Raw genomic sequence first — 19,165 nt, 5'->3', positions numbered from 1 at the left:
CCTTTTCTACTTTTTATTATAGTTTTTTTTACAAATTTTCACAATAATTTGGAGGAAAATTTAATATTATTTCGTTTTTTCACCGATTACAAGTAGCCAGCGTTGCCAGAAATAAATTTCTCCATCCTTTAATGAAGGCTTAAATCCTGTTTTAGATTTTCCATTTATTTCATCTATCATCATATCGGTAATTTCTTTTCTCGTATCCTCTGGTGTTTTTGTAAGCTCAAACCACGCATTTAAAGATACTAATATAGGTGTAGATTCTGCTATAGTTACGTTAAATCCATAGCCTTTGTATAGCGCTAAGAACTCGTCCTTGCTGATGTTTTTGACATGAGACATATCTCTCATTGTCTCTATATTGTCCTCGATTTCTCTTAGCTCCTCTGATGCTGCCTCCATGTCTATTATCACTAATTTGCCATTTTCCTTGACTACTCTAGCCATTTCCTTAAATGCACTTTCTATATTGCTAAAATGATGAAATGCAAGTCTAGAAATAACTATGTCAAATTCACCTTTTTTAAAAGGCATGTCCTCTACAAGACCTTCGATGAAGTTGATATTATTTAAGTTGCAGTTTGCAGCTTCTCTTCTGCCGACGTCTAGCATCGCCTTTGTGGCATCGTAGCAGGTAACGGATTTGACAAACGGTGCAATTGAGCGACCGCATGCGCAGGTACCTGCTGCTGCTTCTAGTACTTCGTCATTTGGGTTTAGGTTCATGCATTTAACTGTATAGTCTAGGTATTCTTTTTTTGAAAAATTCATGCTAGAGCTCTCGAAGTTTTTTGCTTGTAATGTGAATGATTCACGTATTTTTTCTATGTTTTCGTTCATTTTTATTCTCCTAAAATTATTTTTTCGTTTAATTTTAGTTATATATTACCATATTTTATGCGTTAAAGTGTATTTTTTCTTGGAGCTTGATGAAATTATGAGTGGTAAAAATTTATAGGAAAATTAGGAAATTATATTATGCGATTTGAATATAATTTCCTTTATTTTTATTGATTGCTCATTATATATTCTGGAAAGCCCGAGTCTTCATTTGGGCTTTCTTGTACGATTTTAAAGCCTTTTTTTAGATAGAACTCCACAGCTTTTTTGTTTTGCTTATACACTGCTAGGTTTAATTTTGGAAATTGTCTAGCCGCGTAATCGATTAGTGCTGAGCCAATACCTTGTTCTTGGCAGTCTGTTGCCACAAATAATGCTCCTATGAATTCGTCGTTTAATACGCTTATAAATCCCTTTATCTCGCCGTCTTGTTCGTATATGTATGTTTTTGATATCGGGATGTATTCGTTTTTTACTACATTGTAATTGTCCTGCCAATATTTCTTTGGAATAAAATCGTGGGCTTTTATTGTGCTTTCAAGCCAGATTTCCATGATTTTATCTATGTCTTTTTGTTTTAGGGTTTTTATCATATTTTTAACTCCTTGCTAATTATTACATATATGCTTGTCAGGCATTGTGATTATATTTAATAACTTTGTGATATATGCTTCTCTCGACCATTGTGATTGTATTTAACTTCTTTGTGATACTGATTTAGCTATATTTTTGGTATTTTTTCAAGAATATACGTGATCCTCTACTGATAAAACTATCAAATTTCACTTTATTTGAAAATTTTCATCAAATAAAATATATTGAACTCTTACAGTATACTCTTTTTAGTATGAAATTAATATTATAATAGAATTATTTGTTCAAATTTTCATACCTTTATCACAAAGTTGTTAAATATATTTACAATAGGCAGAGTGTTTATATATAGATAGTATACAACTATTGCAAATAAAAAATATGGGTATCACATAATTATCCACCATCTTGTTTTCATTAAATATACTTTTATTTAAAATAGGAAAAAGTTACAAGTTTTAAATGTACTTACTTCTGATTATAATCTATAATATAAGAAAGGAAGTGACATTTTGAAACTTGCTAAAGAAAAGGTAAATTTAGATGAAATTTTAAAATCTTTATTTTCATCATCAGATAAATTTTTTGAAATAAGTGATTCGGATAATAAGAGGTGACTATTATGACAAAAACATTATATGATCCAGAAGTTGAAAAAAGGGGCTATGAAAAAGGAATATCAGAAGGAATATTGCAAGAAAAAAAAGAAATAATTTTAAAAATGCATTTAAAAGGTTATAGTGAAGCTGAAATATCTGATATTACAGATGTAGATGTTGAAGGAGTGCAAGAAATAATAAAAAATAGCACTCGCTAAATAAGGTTGTTATCTGGGAATGTCAAGTATTTTTATGTCAGTAAATTTTTTTACTATATTTATTTAAAGTCAGATAGACGTTTTTCTATCTGACTTTTTTCAAGTGAATATAAAGTACTTTCTATATAAATTCAAGCCCTTCTGCTGCTTCTAAAAATAAATCAGCTTCACCGTTTGGGTTTGCTCGTTTTGTGGCTTCTATGTCGTACCATGCGTATTCTAGTCCGTGGACGATTATTGGAATTTGTTTGTTAAAATGGTTTGAGATAACGCCCTCTTTTTGAAGTCTGTTTGCGACGTTTGCGGCGATTGTTAGGAGTTCGTAGTGACCTACTGGACCTTTGCCTGTGTATTCGCCGTCGTCATTGTAGCAGTCGTCTTCTTCGTATCCTAGGTTGTCTATGCCGTTTTCTTTGTACCAATCGAAAAGTAATTCTGTTTCTTCGTTGCCGTCGTATGTGTCTACAATTGGAATTTCATCCTGTCTCCAGCAGGCATAGTTCCATCTGTCTTCGTCTAAGTCATCTGCATAGTCGCAGTCTTCTTCTGTGTTGTAGCTCACTGAAAAATTTGAAACGTTTGAAAAACCTCTAAATGAATATGCTTCATTTGAGTTTACGAAGAAGGAAATCGCGTATATTTCATCTTCGTACCAGCTTGTAATGATTTTTTTTATTTTTTCGTAAAGTACAGCTTCTATGTTTATCATTTTAACACCCCTCCATTTAAATTTAATTTAAATTCTTTCTCCTTTTGTAACAAAAGGAGTATAACAAGCAAATTTTTTATTTGTCTTCATTTCACCATTTATCTTATTGATGTTTTCTTGGCTTGCGTAAATTATATTACACTCTTCTGCACAGTTACTAAACCATAAGTATTTATCTTGGTTTAATTCCTTTAATTTTTCATTTATTTTATATATAAATTCATCGTTAAACCAATCATATGCAAATTCTACTTCTATAGACGTAAGTTTTCCATTTATTTTAAAGTCGATACCTATAATCGCTCCCTCTTCCATACAAAAATCAAATTCTTCTATATCAATATCCTCATCCATACCAAAATGATCAAAATCGAAATCTTCCATTTCCATATCATCAAAGTCATCTATTTGTATATCTGTGATTTTTAATTGATATTGTTTTGCGATAATTTTATTTTCAAACAACAAAAAAAGACTGTAGCGAGAATAAATATCTCAGCTACAGCCCTTTTTTTAATATATAAATAAATTACATTCCTAAAATTCCTTTTAATGTAGTAACAAATGATAATAAAGATCTATAAGCTAAAACTAATGTTACGCATAGTATAATTATTCCAAGTATGTTGTTCCATAATTTGTTTTTGTATTTTCCTAAATCGTCGTGGTTTAATACAAATATTAGGAATGTCGCTATTATTGGTAATATAACTGCATTTGCTGCTTGTGCAACTAATATTAATTGTGTTGGAGAAGACATTCCAAGTGCACTTAATATTATACCAACAGCTAAAACTATCATCCAAACAACTCTGAATTTAGCTGATTTCATGTCTTTTTCAAATCCTAGAGCTCCTGTTGTAGCAAATGCTGCTGATAGTGGAGCTGTTATTGCTGAAGTAAATCCAGCTGCGAATAATCCTATACCGAAGAACCATTTTGCCCATTCACCTAGAAGTGGCTCTAATTGTGCTGCCATATCAGCACCACTTGCTATAGTTGCACCTGTGCCATAGAAGCTTGCAGATGCAGATATTATGATAGCCATTGATATAAGACCACCAAGACCGATAGATAATATAGTATCTATTCTTGCATTTTTTATATCTTCAACGTTTTTCCAACGTTCAGATACTGATGATGCATGTAGGAATAGGTTGTATGGAACTACTGTTGTTCCTATAAGTCCAACTACTGTTAAAAAGTCATTTTGACCTATACTTGGTGTGAATAAACCTTTAACTACAGCACCCATATCTGGTTTAGAAACTATAGCAGTTGTAAAGAAAGTAACACTCATTACAATAACTAATCCAATTAAGAATTTTTCTATTCTTTTGTAGCTTCCAGACCATAATAAAATAAATGCGATTACACCTAATGCTGGAGCCCAAATTTGTGTTGGTACAGATGGAACTATTGTAGATAATCCCATTGATCCACCTACTAAGTTACCTGTTTCATAAGCTATGTTACCTACAAATATTGCAACTAATACTATTAATACAGCTATAGCTTTTAATGCAGGATTTACAATTTTTTCTCTGATATTTTCCCCTAAACCTTTTTGAGTAACGATACCTAATCTAGCGGCCATTTCTTGGAATATAATTGTAGCTATTGTTGAGAATAGCATAGCCCATAATAGTGTATATCCGCTGTTTGCACCTGAAAGTGTACATGTAGTTACAGTACCAGGTCCTATAAATCCAGCTGCTATAAGGGCCCCTGGACCTATGTTTTTAAGCTTTTCTAACATAATATGATTCCTCCTTTTTAAAACCCCTTTTAAGTTTTATATTTTATAATTTTATCTTAAACTATCTCTTTAAGAGGTAGTATTTCGATACCCTCTGATATCAGTCTCTCTCTAATTTTTTTGACAAATTCTAATGCTTTAACTCCATCCCCGTGGACACATATTGAATCTGCGTATATTTCTATTTCCTTGCCAGAGTAAGATGTCACTTTGTTTTCTTTGACCATTTTAATGACTCTGTCTATGGCGATATTTTCGTCTGTTATGACGGCACCTTCCTTGCTTCTAGCTCTTAGTGAACCGTCGTCCTCGTATGCTCTATCTGCAAATACTTCTCTAGCAACTCTAAGGCCAGTGTCTTCACCTGCTTTTATCAATTGGCTGCCTGAAAGTCCTAGAAGTATTATGTTTTTGTCAAATTCGTATATAGCTTCACATATAGCCTTTGCTAGGTCGTAATTTTTGCCTGCCATGTTGTAAAGGGCTCCATGTGGTTTTACGTGTTGGATTTCCATCCCTTCGCTTTTGCAGAAGGCGTATAGGGCTCCTAGCTGGTATTTTACGTAGGCCTTTGCTTCTTCAGTAGATATGTCCATATTTCTTCTACCAAATCCCATAAGGTCTAAAAATCCTGGGTGAGCTCCTACTTGAATGTCGCTTTTTTTAGCCATTTTTATAGTTTTTTGCATGACTACTGGATCTGATGCGTGAAATCCACATGCTACGTTTGCTGAGGAAATAAGTTGAATTATTTCTTCGTCCAAGCCCAGCTTATATCTGCCGAAGCTTTCCCCTAAATCACAGTTTAAATCTACCTTAAGCATATTTTCACCTCTTAGTATTTTAATTCTACGTTTTTAACGTCTGTAATAAGCATGTGACCTGGTGAGTGAGTTATAACTATGTCAGGCTTAACGTTCATTATTACAGATTGTGGTGTTACTCCACATGGCCAGAATACTGGAACTTCGCCTTCGTTGATTGTTACGGCGTCACCGAATTCTGGTTTGTTTATGTCCTTGATGCCTATTACTGAAGGGTCGCCTATGTGGATTGGTGTTCCGTGGACCTTAGGCATAGTTTCTGTTACTGTAACTGCCTTGACTACTTGGTCTGGCTTGATTGGTCTCATACTTACGACCATTTTACCGTTGAAGATTCCTGCGCTTTCACATTCTATATTTGTCATATACATTGGAACGTTGCAGTCTTCTGTTATATGTCTGATTTCTATGCCTGCTTCTATCATTTCTGATTCGAATGAGAAGCTACATCCTATTAAGAAGCTTACAAAGTCGTCTTGCCAGAATTCTGATACGTCTGTATATTCTCCTACAAGCTCGCCTTTTTTGTAGATTCTGTATTTTGGGATGTCCTTAGCTATATCGCAGTCCTTTGCTATTTTCTTTAGTGTTCTGCTTCCTACATCGCTGACTTCTAGTATTGGACATGGCTTTGGATTTCTTTGAGCGAATAATAAGAAATCGTAGGCTAAATCCTTTGGAAGTACTACTAAGTTGGCTTGTGCGTATCCTGCACACATTCCAGATGTTGGTTTTACTATTTTTCCTTCTCTTATAAGTTTTCTAACTTCACTTGGTGATGCGTTTACTAAATCCATTTATAATTCCCCCTTTTAAGATAACAAATCCTTTATAAATCCTGTTGTGGCTTCACCGTTTACATATGTTGGGTTATTCATTATTGAATATTGGAAGTTGGCGTTTGTCTCAACTCCACTTATTACAAGCTCATCTAGAGCTACCTTCATTTTTTCAATCGCTTCTTTTCTGTTGCTTCCATGTACGATTACCTTGGCTATCATAGAATCGTAAGTAGCTGGAAGCACGTATCCAGCGTAAAGTGCTGTGTCGACTCTTACATCGAAGCCTCCTGGAAAATGTACTGCGTTTATTTTACCAGGTGCTGGCATGAAGTTTTTAAGTGTATTTTCGGCGTTTATTCTACATTCGATGGCATGTCCTTTTATTTGGATGTCGTCTTGTGTGTAGACTAATTTTTGCCCTGCTGCGATTAAAATTTGTTGTTTTATTAAATCTATTCCTGTTACCATTTCTGTGACAGGGTGTTCTACTTGTATTCTAGTGTTCATTTCTATGAAGTAGTAGTCGCCGTTTTCATCTAGTAGAAATTCTACTGTGCCTGCGTTTTCGTAGTGAGCGGCCTTTGCTGCTTTTACTGCTGTTTCACCTAGCACTTTTCTTAGCTCGTCACCTATAGCTGGTGAAGGAGATTCCTCTATCATCTTTTGGTGTAGTCTTTGGATTGAGCAGTCTCTTTCTCCTAGGTGGACTACGTTTCCGTATTTGTCTGCTAAAATTTGTACCTCTATGTGTCTTGGGTTTCTGATGTATTTTTCTATGTACATTGTATTGTCTGCAAAGGCGTTTACAGATTCTCCTTGTGCTACGTTGAAGCCCTCGATAAATTCAGTCGAATTTTCTATTATTCTCATTCCTTTACCGCCGCCACCTGAGGATGCCTTTACTATTACTGGATATCCCATTTCATCGGCTAATTTCTTACCTACCTCTGCGTCGTACACTGGATCTTCTGTTCCAGGTACTACTGGGACTCCTGCCTTTATCATTGTGTTTTTGGCGTTTGATTTATTTCCCATCAAATCTATTACTTCACTGCTTGGTCCTATAAATGTTATGTTGTTTTCCTTGCATAAATCCACGAACTTGCTGTTTTCTGATAAAAATCCAAATCCTGGATGTATAGCGTCTGCATTTGTAAGCTGAGCTGCTGTTATGATGCGGTTCATGTTCAAATAGCTGTCCTTTGATTTAGCAGGTCCTATGCATATGCTCTCGTCGGCTAGCTTAGTATGGAGAGCATTTTTATCTATTTCAGAGTAAACTGCTACTGTCTTGATGCCTAGAGATTTACATGTTCTGATGATTCTTATAGCAATTTCACCCCTATTTGCTATTAATATTTTGTTAAACATTTTAAACTCTCCTATACTGTTTTTATTTTGAATAAAGGTTGACCGTATTCTATCATTTGTTCATTTTCAACTAGGATAGCTTCTACTGTTCCCTCGTATTCGCTGACTACTTCATTCATCATTTTCATAGCTTCTATTATTCCTACGACTTGACCTTTTGTTATTTTGTCGCCTACTGATACGAATGCTTTTGCTTGTGGTGATGGAGCTTCATAGAATGTTCCTATAAGCTCAGCCTTTATGTATTCAACTCCATCTCCTGCAGGCTCTGTAGCTTCCTTAACCTTTGCAGGTGCTGCTTCTACTTGTTTTACAGCTGTTACTTCTTTTTTTAGTAAAATCTCACTATCTCCTTCTTTGTAAGAAAAAGTAGTTAAAGATGAATCCTCCATTATTTTTATTAATTCTAAAATTTTTTCGTATTCCATGTTATCCTCCTAATTTACCCTATTATTTTTGTTGAAATGGATTGTTGTCTTTTTCTAAAAGAATTTCAATTCTTCTAGATGCACTTCTAGGCTCTAAGACCTCCATACATGGCTTGTGTATGTTTTTTGTAATTGCTTTATAAAGTAATTTTTCTTCTTTGTAGAGATCTTGTGCTTCTTTTAAAGAAATTTCCTTAAAATAGATAGTATCTCCAGCCTTTCTCTGTGCAAGCTTTGGTATATCTACGCTTATTACGGTTGCAATTTTTGTGTAGCCACCTGTCGTCTGTCTATCTGTCATCATGATTATAGGCTTACCGTGTGAAGGCACCTGTATTGAGCCTAGAGCTATACCGTCTGAGATTATATCTGCAGAGGATTTGTGCTCTATGACTGGACCGTCTAGTCTACAGCCCATTCTGTCATTTTCATTAGTAACCTTATATGGGCTAGAGAAAAACGTTTTTAAGCCATTTTCCGTAAATGCTGTATCCTGAGGTCCTCTTATGACTCTCAATGTTACCTCTGACTCGTTTTTGTGCATGTAGTTTATTTTTCTAGATAAAAAATACGGAAGATAGTCCTTTGGCGATTCAAACTTAATGTAGTCGCCTGCTTGTAGATTTCTACCCTTGTATCCTCCTATTCCACATCTTACATATGTCGACTTACTTCCCATGACTTTTGGGACTTTAAGCCCTCCTGCAAATGCTATGTACGCTCTGCAGCCGCTTTTTGCATATTCAAATGACAGCACATCTCCAGCCTTTATAAGTAGAGCTTGGTATGTGTGAACCTTTTGACCGTTTAGCTTTGGTCTTAGGTTGCCGCCAGTTATAGCTATAATATTAGTCTCTGTAAATTCTATAGTAGGACCTACTAAGGTCATCTCTATTACTGCCTCGTCGACTGGGTTGCCGACTAGTATATTTGCGATTTTGAGAGATCTTTTGTCCATTGCACCACATACAGAGAAGCCGAATTCTTGGTATCCTACTCTACCATAATCCTGAATAGTCGTATATAATCCACTTTTTCGAATTATTATTCCCAATTTTAAAGCCCCCTCTCTATTACGTTACAATGGTATAAATTTTTATCTACTAGATTTTTTATCTCGTAAAAATCAGATTGACTTATTTCTACAAATTTTATGTAGTCGCCTGCTTTATATAAAATTGGCTCCTCTCTATTTGCATCATATGGCTTCACTGGAGTAGTTCCAATAAGTCTCCATCCACCTGGAGATGCTAGTGGGTATATTCCAGTTTGTTCACCACCTATGCCTACAGAGCCAGCGTCGATTCTAGTTCTCGGATTTTTAAGTCTAGGAGTGAATAGTCTGCTGTCAAGCCCCCCTAGATAGGCAAACCCCGGTAAAAATCCTAGCATGTAAATTAAATATTCCCTAGATGTATGTATTTGTATTACTTCTCTTGTAGTCAATTTTGCGTGCTCTGCTACAAATTCTAAATCCTCTCCAAAAGAGCCACCGTAGCAGACTGGTATTTCTATTATTCTTTTTTTGGTCTCTGATTTAGAATCTAAATTTTTACTTAGCTTTTCAATTTTCGACTTTAATTCGTCAAAATATATCTTTGAAGGGTCGTAGTAAATTAAAAGAGATCTAAAAGTAGGAACTGTCTCTGTGATCCCTTGTATTTTAGCCGATTTTATTAAATCGTTGAAAACCCTTATTTTGTTGTTTGTTTCAGTACTTATATCGTTTCCAAATTCAATTATTAGTGCTGAATCCCCTGCAATCAAATATTTCAAGAATTCACCCCCCTAATTTATATAATTTATTTTTCATATATTTTTTATCCTATAAAGAAGATTATAGCCAATTTTTCATTAATATGCAAGTTTTGGTTTAATTCTTGCATTTGTGTTTTGTAATTTTTGTTGTGAAATGATGTATAATGTTGTTAAAGCTAGTTTATAATAAAAAGGAGGCTATATGATATGAAATTGGCGATGGCTCAGGTTTCAATGAATCTGGATATGAATAGTAATTATCAAAAGACATTGGATTTTATGAAGAAGGCTAAGGGCAGTGATTTATTGTTTTTCCCTGAGATTCAATGGACTCCTTTCTTCCCACAGTATGAAGAAAAGGATTTGAAAAACTGCCTAGGTAAGGAAATAGACGATTTTTGTCTAACTTTGGATGATAAGAGGATTTGTAAGATGAAGGAGCTTTGCAAAGATTGTGGTATGTATCTATCTCCTAATCTATATATTGAACAGGATGGAAAGAGATACGATATGTCGCTTATGATAAATTCTAAGGGCGAGCTAGATGGACTTTCTAAGATGGTTCATATTCTAAATGCCAAGAATTTTTATGAAAAATACTATTATACTCCTTCTGAAGATGGATTTATGGTTTTTGATACGCCTTTTGGTAAGGTCGGAATAGTTATATGCTTTGACAGACACTTACCTGAAAGTGTTAGAACTTGTGCCTTAAAGGGTGCAGAGCTGGTTATAATACCTACTGCTAATACAAAGGACGAGCCACTTGAGATGTTCGAATGGGAGCTTAGAGTTCAGGCTTACCACAATAACGTGTTTATAGCTATGTGTAATCGTGTCGGCAAAGAGGGAAATATGGACTTTGCTGGAGAATCCCTTGTGATCGACTGCGATGGAAACCTTGTATTTAAGTCAGACGACAAGGAACAGCTGATAACTGTCGATATAGATTTAAATAAATGCAAAGAAAGCAGAAAGAATAGACCTTATATAACTTTACATAGACCTGAAATGTACTTTTAATTAAAAACAGCCTCCTCTGGTAATTTATCAGAGAAGGCTTTTGTATTATTTATTTGTCAGCTTCTTGTTTATAGTGTCTTTTCACTGCTTCTAAAATTATTTCCACAGCTTCGTCTATACTTATCTTGCTAGTATTTATACAAAGGTCGAAATCTCTAGCATCTCCCCATTTCATACTTGTGTAGAAATTGTAGAAGGATGTTCTTTCTTTGTCTATTTTCTTGACTGTCTTGGCACTTTTCTTTTCTTCTATGCCGTGTTCTTCTATAGCTCTTTGTCTTCTAGTCTCGAAATCGGCATGTATAAATATGTCGATAGAATCAAATTTGTCCCTCAATGCATAATTAGCTGCTCTACCTACAAATATGCAAGATTCCTTTGAGGCCAAATCTTGAATTATGTTAAATTGTTTCAAGAATAATTGATGCCCTAAAGGTAGTGAAGAGCTTGTTTGGTCGTATGAAAAATAACTCAATGATTTTATAGGCTTTTCATCGTATTTTTCAAAAAATTCTTGGCAATAACCACTTTCTTTTGCTGCTATTGTAAGTAACTCTTTATCGTAGCAAGGTATGTTTAGAGCTTTGGCTAATTTTCTGCCTATTTCTCCTCCACCGCTACCGTACTCTCTACTTATTGTTATGATTAAATTTTTATTCATAGCTATTACCCCTTTCTATAACTATCTATACTATAATTATAGCAGAATTGATATTTTTATATAAGAAAATTTTTACATACATTCACCCCACTATATGGTTATATCTCTAAAAGGCCAGCTATATCATCTAGTACAGCCACATTTGGATAGTTCTCCAATTTTTCTCTAGATGTAGTTCCTGTTGTAACGCCTACGAAGTCTACTTTGGCATTTTGCGCAGTTTCGGCGTCGATGTAGCTGTCTCCTATGTATAATGCGTTTTTTGCGTCCATCATATCCATAATTTTAAATAGGCCTTCTGGATTTGGTTTGTATTTTTCGACATGTTCTGTGCCTATTATTATGTCTACAAGATTTCTTGCATCTAGGTTTACTAATATGTCGTTGATTCTTTGACCCCATCTTGATGAAACTATTCCGATTTTTTTGTCGTTTGATTTTAGAGTTTGTAGAACTTTTTTTGCTTCTCCGATAAATACGGTCTCCTTGACTGTGATTTGATCAGATCTTTCTTTTTGGTATTTTTTAAATAAACTTATGCTTTCCTCGCTTTTGTCCCCTGTCAAAAGTGTGTAGGCTTCTCCTAGAGGAATTCCTATAGTGTTTACGATATCGTCGTATGAAGCTCTTTTTAGATTTAATTTGTCGAATGCATGGTTGAAGCTCTCGACAATTGGATTTGTCGCATCTGCTAGCGTATAGTCAAAATCAAAAATATAAGCGTCGTAATTTTTCATATTTAATCTCCTTATTTTTATCTATTTATTACCATTTTTGCTATATAATAAAAAGTCACTCCTAAAACGCTCACGAGCATGAAAACTGTGAACCAAATTCCTAGAGGAATTCCCTCCATTGAGCAGACTGTCATATAGAAAAAACACCCTACTATCAGTAGTTTAGTTAGTAAAATCATGTTTATGACATAGCTGAAAATTCTCGTTCTGTTTTCATCTGTGACTTTTACAGGGATGTTCCACATTTTTGGAAAAAACATGCAAACAGTCAGCAGTACATATAAAAATATAGTGGCTCCTAAAAGTACGAAAATTGTCGATTTACTTCCCCAGCCGTCTGGGTTTCCTGCAAAATCAAAATGTGTAGGTATTTTATCCCCTATTTTTGAATACCTAACAGATACATATACGATTTGGCACAAAACTAATATAGCTGTGATAGCTTCTAATACTTTTTGATAAATATTGTACATGATTTTTCCCTCCCCAATAAAATTTACCTTATACTATATTTTATATTTTTAATTTGTGTTACGCAACGAATCTATTTAGATATTTTATCATACGACATTCTATTCAATAATTGTTTTTTCATGCTATAATTTAATTATAGAACTTAAAGGGGAGGACACACGATGAATCAATCAATTTTTCAACTTATAAAATCTAGGCAATCAATCAGAACCTATAGCAACGAACCTATAGAAACATCTGTTTTAGACAAAATTCAAAATTACATTGATGATGTTACAAACCCATTTAACAAAAAAGTTTGTATCCAAATTTTAAAACCAAATAATTATCATAAGGAAAAACTTGGCACTTACGGTGTGATCAAAAATCCTAACTACTTTTTAGTAGCTTCTTGCGAGGATAAACCTTTTGCACTTGAGGCTTTAGGCTATACATTTGAGAAAGTAATCCTATACTGTACATCTCTAAACCTTGGTACAGTCTGGCTTGGAGGAACTTTTAATAAGAGTAAATTTGCAAAAGCTGTTAATCTTAAAAAAGGATATATTTTGCCTGCTGTTTCTCCTATTGGTTATCCTGGTTTGAGAAGAAGCCCTATAGGATTTTTAATTGGAAGCAATCATAACAAGAGAGAACCTTTTAGTAAATTATTTAGCCGAAATGATTTTTATACTCCTATGGCTAAAAAACAAGCAGGAATCTACGGCGATGCTCTAGAAGCAGTAAGACTTGCACCATCTTCTAGAAATTGCCAACCTTGGAGAGTTGTGTACAACGATGAAGGAATTCACTTCTTCACAACTCAAACAAAGGATATGAACAAAATGGACATGGGTATCGCCCTTTGTCACTTCGATAGCGTTTTGGAAGAACAAAGAGTTAAAGGTAGATTTAAAATAGTAAATCCTGGTATAAAAACTGATTACGAATATGTAATTTCATGGATACCTGATAAATATTTTTAAAACAAAGTAATACGTAGCAATTACTGTATCGAAGCTTAAATATATTATAAAACCTCTAGATGTAACCAATTATTATATTTACATTTAGAGGTTTTATATTTCAAATACTATTTAGTCAATAATTCTTTATTTATTATTTCTTCTTTTCTATTTAATAAATCATCAGATAATAATTGTTTTTCAACATTTTCAAATCCTATACGATTTATAGTTTCTTCAAAACGTTCACCTTTTATTCCTTGATCTTTGAATAATAGGATAGTCTTTTCTATAACATTTAAAGCTTCTTCTAAGTCTGTAAATACTTTATTTAGAGGTTTACCTATAGATATTTTTTTACCCCATCTACCACCAACGTAGATTTTGAATCCTCTAACTTTTCCATCAACTACATCGAATGGGCATTTTCCTACACAACGGCCGCAGTGGTTGCAGATGCTTTCATCTCTAGTTATTTTCTTGTCTACAACTTTGCATGCGTGCATTGGACATGCTTGTTCTATTTTACATTTTTTACATCCTTTACATTTTTCAAGGTCATGAGCTGGCACTAATTGTCCTATTATACCTACATCATTTAAGTCTGGTTTTAGACAGTTATTTGGACATCCACCAACTGCTATTTTATATTTATGAGGTAGAGCTACATCTTTGTATCCTTCGAAAAATCTCTTGTGGATTTCTTCAGATATTGCAAAAGAATCTAATAGACCGTATTGACAAGTAGTCCCTTTACATGATACTACTGGACGAACCTTAGCTCCTGTTCCACCTGTTTGTAAACCTGCTTTAGCAACATAATTTCTGAAGTCGTCTATTTTTTCATATGGTATACCTTGAACTTCTACTGATAGACGAGTTGTAAAAGTTATGTTTCCATTTCCAAATAATTCTGCTGCTTCTGCTATGCATTTATGTTGTTCTGCTGTTATTTTACCATTTACTGTTAATACTCTTCCTGAAAAATTATCAGTTCCTTTGTTATTTAAAAAACCTAGTGCTTTGACTCTTTTTACATCTTCTGGACTTACTGTTAATGCTGACATTTTATATTCCCCCTTGCAAAATTTGTATCTATATTAATCGTATTTATTATAGACTTTATTGGATTAATTACTAAATTATGGTTAACCACTTACAAGAACTATTTTACCACTTGAATATGTATTTGAAAAGTGATATTATCTTATCATTATTATAGGTAAAACCTATTGATAACGTTTATCGTAAATTAGAGGATTTAATAGTATTTTATCCAAAACTAAGCTAATTATTCAATTTATACTAAAATATTCTTTGGAAATTTCTAACAGGAGGGGTTTTTGTGACTATAAGACATTTGAGAATTTTTATAGCTGTGGCAGAAAATAAAAAGATGAGTCTCGCAGCTAAGAAACTTTATATTTCTCAGCCTACAGTCAGTCAGGCTATCAGAGAATTAGAAGAACACTACGGTGTAAAATTATTTGAGCGACTTTCTAAGAAGCTCTATATCACTGAAGCTGGTAAATATTTACTTTTTCAAGCAAAAAACTTAGTATCTCAGTACGACAATCTAGAGAAATCTATGAAGGAAAACTACAAGAGAGAGACTCTTAGAATCGGGGCTTCCCTTACAGTCGGCGCTATTTTGTTATCTAATGTTTTAAACGATCTAGAGAATTACAACCCGAATTTAGACACATTTGCATATGTAAATAATACCAGCGTAATAGAGAAAAAATTACTCGAATCGAATCTAGATGTCGCTATAGTAGAAGGAAAAATTAAATCACACGACCTAATAAGTATACCAATGATAGACGATTACTTGGTTTTAGTCTGTAGTATAGACCACCCTCTATCAACTAAAAAGGAGATCCACTTAAGCGATTTAGAAAATCAAAAGTTCGTAGTTAGAGAAAAAGGCAGCGGTACTAGAGAATTGCTAGATGAATTTTTAAAATTACACAACTTAAAGGTAAAAATCGTCTGGGAATCGAGCTCTCCCGACACGATTAGACATGCTGTAATCAACAATGGCTGTCTCGCTTTGATGCCGATGCGTGTAATGGAAAAGGATATAGTTGATCACAAGATGAATGTGATTTTCAACACTACAAATGAGTGGAATCGCTATTTTAGCCTGGTTTACCACAAGGACAAGAATATAACTGATTCTATTGTTTTATTGAAGGACATATTAAAGAAATACAAGTCTCCTAACTTTAATCTCAGCGAATTGTCATCTAAATTGATTTTAGAGTAAAAAAATATCTCCAAATTTCTGTCGTAGGAGATTTGGAGATTTAATATTGTAAATTTATTTTAAGGAAATATCGTTTATGCCACTAAACGCATTCCTCATTAAGGGCTTTTTTAATTATTTATATTATACAACTTCCAGTTAGTGGAATCTCAAGTGATTTTTATTTATTTTTTTAATGCTTTTAAAGTGTTGCAATTGCTGTATTTTTGTGATTGCTAATATTTTTTATATCGTCTAAATTGCAATTTTTTGATAAAAAAACCGATACATACTTAAATTTACATGTATCGGTTTTAATTTTATTTATCGCTTATAGATAATTTTCCAAGTCTTCTATTGTCAGATGCTCCGAAATAATGTCCATCGGAAATTCCACCTGCTTGGACAGCTCCGAAGTAAAGCTGATCTTTGACATCTACATAAGGATATCCACTTTCACTGACATCTATAATGTAGTCCTCATCTCTGCCGTCTTCAAGCATCAATACACCAGGTTCATAGAATATTACCCTTGATTTGTTTATTGATTCTTGTAGATCTTTTCCAAAGTATAAGTTGTCTACTAAAATAGGTGCTAGCATTTTTAGGATTCTAACTCCTCCTGGAGTCCCTATACCCATTATATAGTCATCGCCTTTTTGGATTATAGTAGGGCAAGTGTAAGTTCTAGGTCTTTTGCCTGGCTCGTACTTGTTGATTCCCTTTGTTCCAAAGCTCTTTAAACTACTGTTTAGATAAAAACCATTTACTTTCTTTTGAGAGCCGTAGAAATGACCAAGTGTGTTTGTGCATGAAACCACCATTCCATCCTTGTCTACTATTACAAAGTGTGTAGTACTTTCGCTCTCGTCGTCTTCACTATATGTGACACCTTTTTCTTTTAGTAAATTAGTTATATATTCGTCTGTAGTCAATTCGTTGTAGTCTACTGGATTGAAATCCAAGTCAGACATTTTTTTGCCTCTATCGTAATTTGATAAAGTAGTCGCTGTATCTAAAACCTCTAAGTAATTATTTACGTCGTTTATATCCTTAGATTTGTTTTGTTTTTCGATGATTTCAAGCATTTGTATAAGTGGAGTCCCTGAAAATGGTGGTGGAGCTGAAACCACTTTATAGCCATTAAATTCTCCAGAAACTGGTTCGTTTATTTTTACCTCGTATTTTGACAAGTCAGATGCATCCATAGAACCTGCTTTTGCTATGTTTTCTGCGATTTCACCGCTGTAAAATGCCTTTGCGCCATTTTTTTGGATATTTTCAAGTGTGTCTGCTAGCTCGCTTTGAACTAGTGTGTCTCCTTCTTTTAGAAGGCTTCCATCCTTTAAGTAGTCCTCATCCTGTGATAGCAGGCTTGAAAATGAATCCATGGCTTTGACAGTATCTTCGTTGACTTCTACTCCATTTCTAGCTAAATCTACAGAATATCCTATTAAAGTAGATAAATCTGTTGTCCCATAGTCCTCAGAAATCTTTTCCATACCTGCTACAAAGCCTGGTACACCTTCATCACTTTGTCTCTCTTCATTTGAGAAAGGTGCACAGTCCTTGTAATCGTAAAATTTATACTCGTCACCTGAAGGATCGTATATAAGCATACCTCCTCCACCGCCTATACCTGATGCGTAAGGCTGAGCAACTCCTAAGGCATATGAAACTGCAATGGCTGCGTCTACTGCATTACCGCCTTCTGCTAGAACCTTTTCGCCTATTTCTGTAGCAGCTTGATTAGATGTGCTGACTACATATGAATGGCTACTATCTACAGTGGCATTAGTATCTGCGTTGTTATTTCCCTTGAAAAATTTAAAATAACAAATAGCACCTACAATCAATGCTACTATTATTATGCCCAATACTAGTCCAAAATTTCCATTTTTCTTATTATTTTTTTTCCTATTTTTTTGCATAACATCATTCTCCAATAAAATTATTCCTAATAATTGATGCCATTTTCTGTGTAGCCTTGAGCTTGTCCATCTACTGTGTTATCTATAGTATTTGTCGCATCGTTTGAAGTATTTTGTGATGCATCGTCCTTACTTTTTAAATCGACTTTTACGGCATTTTTTAGAAGTAAAGTATCTGACCCGACTTCATAATCGCCTTCACTCAAGTTTTTAGTTAGAGTGTTATATGTTCTCTTTTTGAAGTAAGAATTAGTTGTAACAGTTGGATATCCATCTTTAATTCTAACTGGAACAATTTCAAAGCTGCAATTTCCTTCTTCATCTAAATAATAATTTAATACTATGCTGTCTTTTGTTCTACTCCATCCTTGGTCGAACACGAAGTTCCCCATACTATAGAAAATAATACCATCATTGTACTTTTCTATAGGCTGTAACACGTGTGGATGAGAACCGATTACTATATCAGCACCAAAGTTTATTAAGTTTCTTCCCAATTGCTCTTGTCTTTCAGTTTGATCAAATCCATATTCGACACCCCAGTGGATATTTGCTATGACTAAGTCTGCTTCCTCTGCTGCCTCTCTGACTGCTTGGTAATATCTCATTGTGTTGGTAGATAAAATACCTGCCTTACCTGCTGTAGCTGAGAAGTTTTTAGGAATTATGTCGCTGACTGATACTGTAGCGATTTTTATTCCATTTACTTCTTGGATATTGTACTTGCCAGCCTCTGTTATATTTTTGCCAGCACCTACGTAATCTAAACCTGTTTTTTCTAATTTGTCTATAGTATTTACTACCCCATCAGCACAGAAGTCGGCTAAGTGGTTGTTTGCTAAATTTATAAGCGTAAATCCACTTTCCTTTAGGACATCGGCTGTTTTTGTCTCGGCATTTATGTGTATTTCCTTGTCGTTTTTTTCGTAATCTGATGGATTATCTAGAAGTACACATTCTAGGTTTCCTGATACATAGTCAGAGTCCTGCCATAAACTAGACACTCCTGAAAACATACCGCTGTAATCGTTCTTTGAACCCTTGTTCATAATTGATCTTCCAAGCATCATGTCTCCAACAACAGTACCCTTGACTAAGCTATCACCATCGTAAGCGCTTTTAGTTTTTGTGGCGTTGTCTTTGCCAATTGCATCTCCCATTATGCCTGCTCCGAATACTATTAGAGATAGTATAAGTATAATAGCAATTACAGATTTACCTGATGTTTTAGGCTGTCTTTTTATGAAAGCTTGTATTTTTTC

Annotated in this window: 21 protein-coding genes; 4 read left to right on the top strand and 17 right to left on the bottom strand. The window is 34.2% G+C overall.

The annotated features are described in order from the left end of the window. Window positions 1-66: 66 nt before the first annotated feature. Entirely contained in the window at window positions 67-843 is a 777-nt protein-coding gene (locus SPD90_RS06390) for a class I SAM-dependent methyltransferase (RefSeq protein ID WP_320924683.1), read from the bottom strand. Between the two features lie 167 nt (window positions 844-1,010). Continuing rightward, on the bottom strand, window positions 1,011-1,436 hold the full coding sequence (locus SPD90_RS06385; RefSeq protein ID WP_320924682.1) for an N-acetyltransferase: 426 nt from the start codon (window positions 1,434-1,436) through the stop codon (window positions 1,011-1,013). A 623-nt stretch (window positions 1,437-2,059) separates the two neighbouring features. Between SPD90_RS06385 and SPD90_RS06380 the strand changes: the two genes are divergently transcribed. After that, a complete protein-coding gene (locus tag SPD90_RS06380) occupies window positions 2,060-2,254 on the top strand; it encodes a hypothetical protein (RefSeq protein WP_320924681.1) in 195 nt (64 codons plus the stop codon). A gap of 121 nt (window positions 2,255-2,375) precedes the next feature. Here SPD90_RS06380 and SPD90_RS06375 read toward each other — a convergent pair whose 3' ends face one another. From SPD90_RS06375 to pxpB, 9 genes are all read right to left on the bottom strand, one after another. Then, entirely contained in the window at window positions 2,376-2,963 is a 588-nt protein-coding gene (locus tag SPD90_RS06375) for a hypothetical protein (protein ID WP_320924680.1), read from the bottom strand. Window positions 2,964-2,990: 27 nt separating this feature from the next. Beyond that, the gene (locus tag SPD90_RS06370; RefSeq protein WP_320924679.1) at window positions 2,991-3,428 is read right to left on the bottom strand and encodes a hypothetical protein; all 438 of its coding nucleotides are present in this window, start codon (window positions 3,426-3,428) and stop codon (window positions 2,991-2,993) included. Between the two features lie 64 nt (window positions 3,429-3,492). Next, complete coding sequence (locus SPD90_RS06365) at window positions 3,493-4,722, bottom strand: Nramp family divalent metal transporter (protein WP_320924678.1); 1,230 nt, start codon at window positions 4,720-4,722, stop codon at window positions 3,493-3,495. A gap of 56 nt (window positions 4,723-4,778) precedes the next feature. After that, entirely contained in the window at window positions 4,779-5,546 is a 768-nt protein-coding gene (locus SPD90_RS06360) for a LamB/YcsF family protein (RefSeq protein ID WP_320924677.1), read from the bottom strand. A gap of 11 nt (window positions 5,547-5,557) precedes the next feature. Continuing rightward, complete coding sequence (locus SPD90_RS06355) at window positions 5,558-6,343, bottom strand: putative hydro-lyase (RefSeq protein ID WP_320924676.1); 786 nt, start codon at window positions 6,341-6,343, stop codon at window positions 5,558-5,560. Between the two features lie 15 nt (window positions 6,344-6,358). Continuing rightward, window positions 6,359-7,699, bottom strand: coding sequence for an acetyl-CoA carboxylase biotin carboxylase subunit (locus SPD90_RS06350; protein ID WP_320924675.1), 1,341 nt, complete (start codon window positions 7,697-7,699; stop codon window positions 6,359-6,361). A gap of 11 nt (window positions 7,700-7,710) precedes the next feature. After that, complete coding sequence (locus tag SPD90_RS06345; protein ID WP_290687222.1) at window positions 7,711-8,127, bottom strand: acetyl-CoA carboxylase biotin carboxyl carrier protein; 417 nt, start codon at window positions 8,125-8,127, stop codon at window positions 7,711-7,713. Window positions 8,128-8,149: 22 nt separating this feature from the next. Further along, a complete protein-coding gene (locus tag SPD90_RS06340) occupies window positions 8,150-9,181 on the bottom strand; it encodes a biotin-dependent carboxyltransferase family protein (protein ID WP_320924674.1) in 1,032 nt (343 codons plus the stop codon). A 2-nt stretch (window positions 9,182-9,183) separates the two neighbouring features. Next, window positions 9,184-9,903, bottom strand: coding sequence for a 5-oxoprolinase subunit PxpB (gene pxpB, locus SPD90_RS06335; RefSeq protein ID WP_290687225.1), 720 nt, complete (start codon window positions 9,901-9,903; stop codon window positions 9,184-9,186). A 189-nt stretch (window positions 9,904-10,092) separates the two neighbouring features. Here pxpB and SPD90_RS06330 point away from each other — a divergent pair, with 189 nt between their 5' ends. After that, window positions 10,093-10,908, top strand: coding sequence for a carbon-nitrogen hydrolase family protein (locus SPD90_RS06330; protein ID WP_320924673.1), 816 nt, complete (start codon window positions 10,093-10,095; stop codon window positions 10,906-10,908). Window positions 10,909-10,957: 49 nt separating this feature from the next. Here the strand turns inward: SPD90_RS06330 and SPD90_RS06325 are convergent, their stop codons facing one another. The 3 genes from SPD90_RS06325 to SPD90_RS06315 form a co-directional block, all read right to left on the bottom strand. Then, window positions 10,958-11,569, bottom strand: a complete 612-nt coding sequence (locus SPD90_RS06325; protein ID WP_320924672.1) for a cytidylate kinase-like family protein — start codon at window positions 11,567-11,569, stop codon at window positions 10,958-10,960. Between the two features lie 98 nt (window positions 11,570-11,667). Then, window positions 11,668-12,306, bottom strand: coding sequence for an HAD family hydrolase (locus SPD90_RS06320; protein ID WP_320924671.1), 639 nt, complete (start codon window positions 12,304-12,306; stop codon window positions 11,668-11,670). A 17-nt stretch (window positions 12,307-12,323) separates the two neighbouring features. Next, a complete protein-coding gene (locus tag SPD90_RS06315) occupies window positions 12,324-12,779 on the bottom strand; it encodes a DUF1648 domain-containing protein (protein WP_320924670.1) in 456 nt (151 codons plus the stop codon). 162 nt (window positions 12,780-12,941) lie between these two features. Between SPD90_RS06315 and SPD90_RS06310 the strand changes: the two genes are divergently transcribed. Beyond that, window positions 12,942-13,745: a nitroreductase family protein gene (locus SPD90_RS06310; protein ID WP_320924669.1), complete on the top strand. Its 804-nt coding sequence runs from the start codon at window positions 12,942-12,944 to the stop codon at window positions 13,743-13,745. A 107-nt stretch (window positions 13,746-13,852) separates the two neighbouring features. On the opposite strand, the gene SPD90_RS06305 is transcribed toward SPD90_RS06310, so the two are convergent. After that, a complete protein-coding gene (locus tag SPD90_RS06305) occupies window positions 13,853-14,791 on the bottom strand; it encodes a 4Fe-4S binding protein (protein WP_320624861.1) in 939 nt (312 codons plus the stop codon). Between the two features lie 278 nt (window positions 14,792-15,069). Between SPD90_RS06305 and SPD90_RS06300 the strand changes: the two genes are divergently transcribed. Beyond that, window positions 15,070-15,993 carry a LysR family transcriptional regulator gene (locus SPD90_RS06300; protein WP_320924668.1) on the top strand — a complete coding sequence of 308 codons (924 nt, stop codon included), beginning with the start codon at window positions 15,070-15,072 and terminating at the stop codon, window positions 15,991-15,993. A gap of 299 nt (window positions 15,994-16,292) precedes the next feature. On the opposite strand, the gene SPD90_RS06295 is transcribed toward SPD90_RS06300, so the two are convergent. Together SPD90_RS06295 and SPD90_RS06290 are read right to left on the bottom strand one after the other, a co-directional pair. Beyond that, window positions 16,293-17,903: a gamma-glutamyltransferase family protein gene (locus tag SPD90_RS06295; RefSeq protein ID WP_320924667.1), complete on the bottom strand. Its 1,611-nt coding sequence runs from the start codon at window positions 17,901-17,903 to the stop codon at window positions 16,293-16,295. 26 nt (window positions 17,904-17,929) lie between these two features. Continuing rightward, window positions 17,930-19,165: CapA family protein (locus SPD90_RS06290; protein WP_320924666.1), on the bottom strand; the 1,236-nt coding region annotated here is incomplete at its 5' end.

Source organism: Intestinibacter sp., from assembly GCF_034113885.1.
GTDB lineage: Bacteria > Bacillota > Clostridia > Peptostreptococcales > Peptostreptococcaceae > Intestinibacter.
This window is presented reverse-complemented; position numbering and strand designations above follow the sequence as displayed.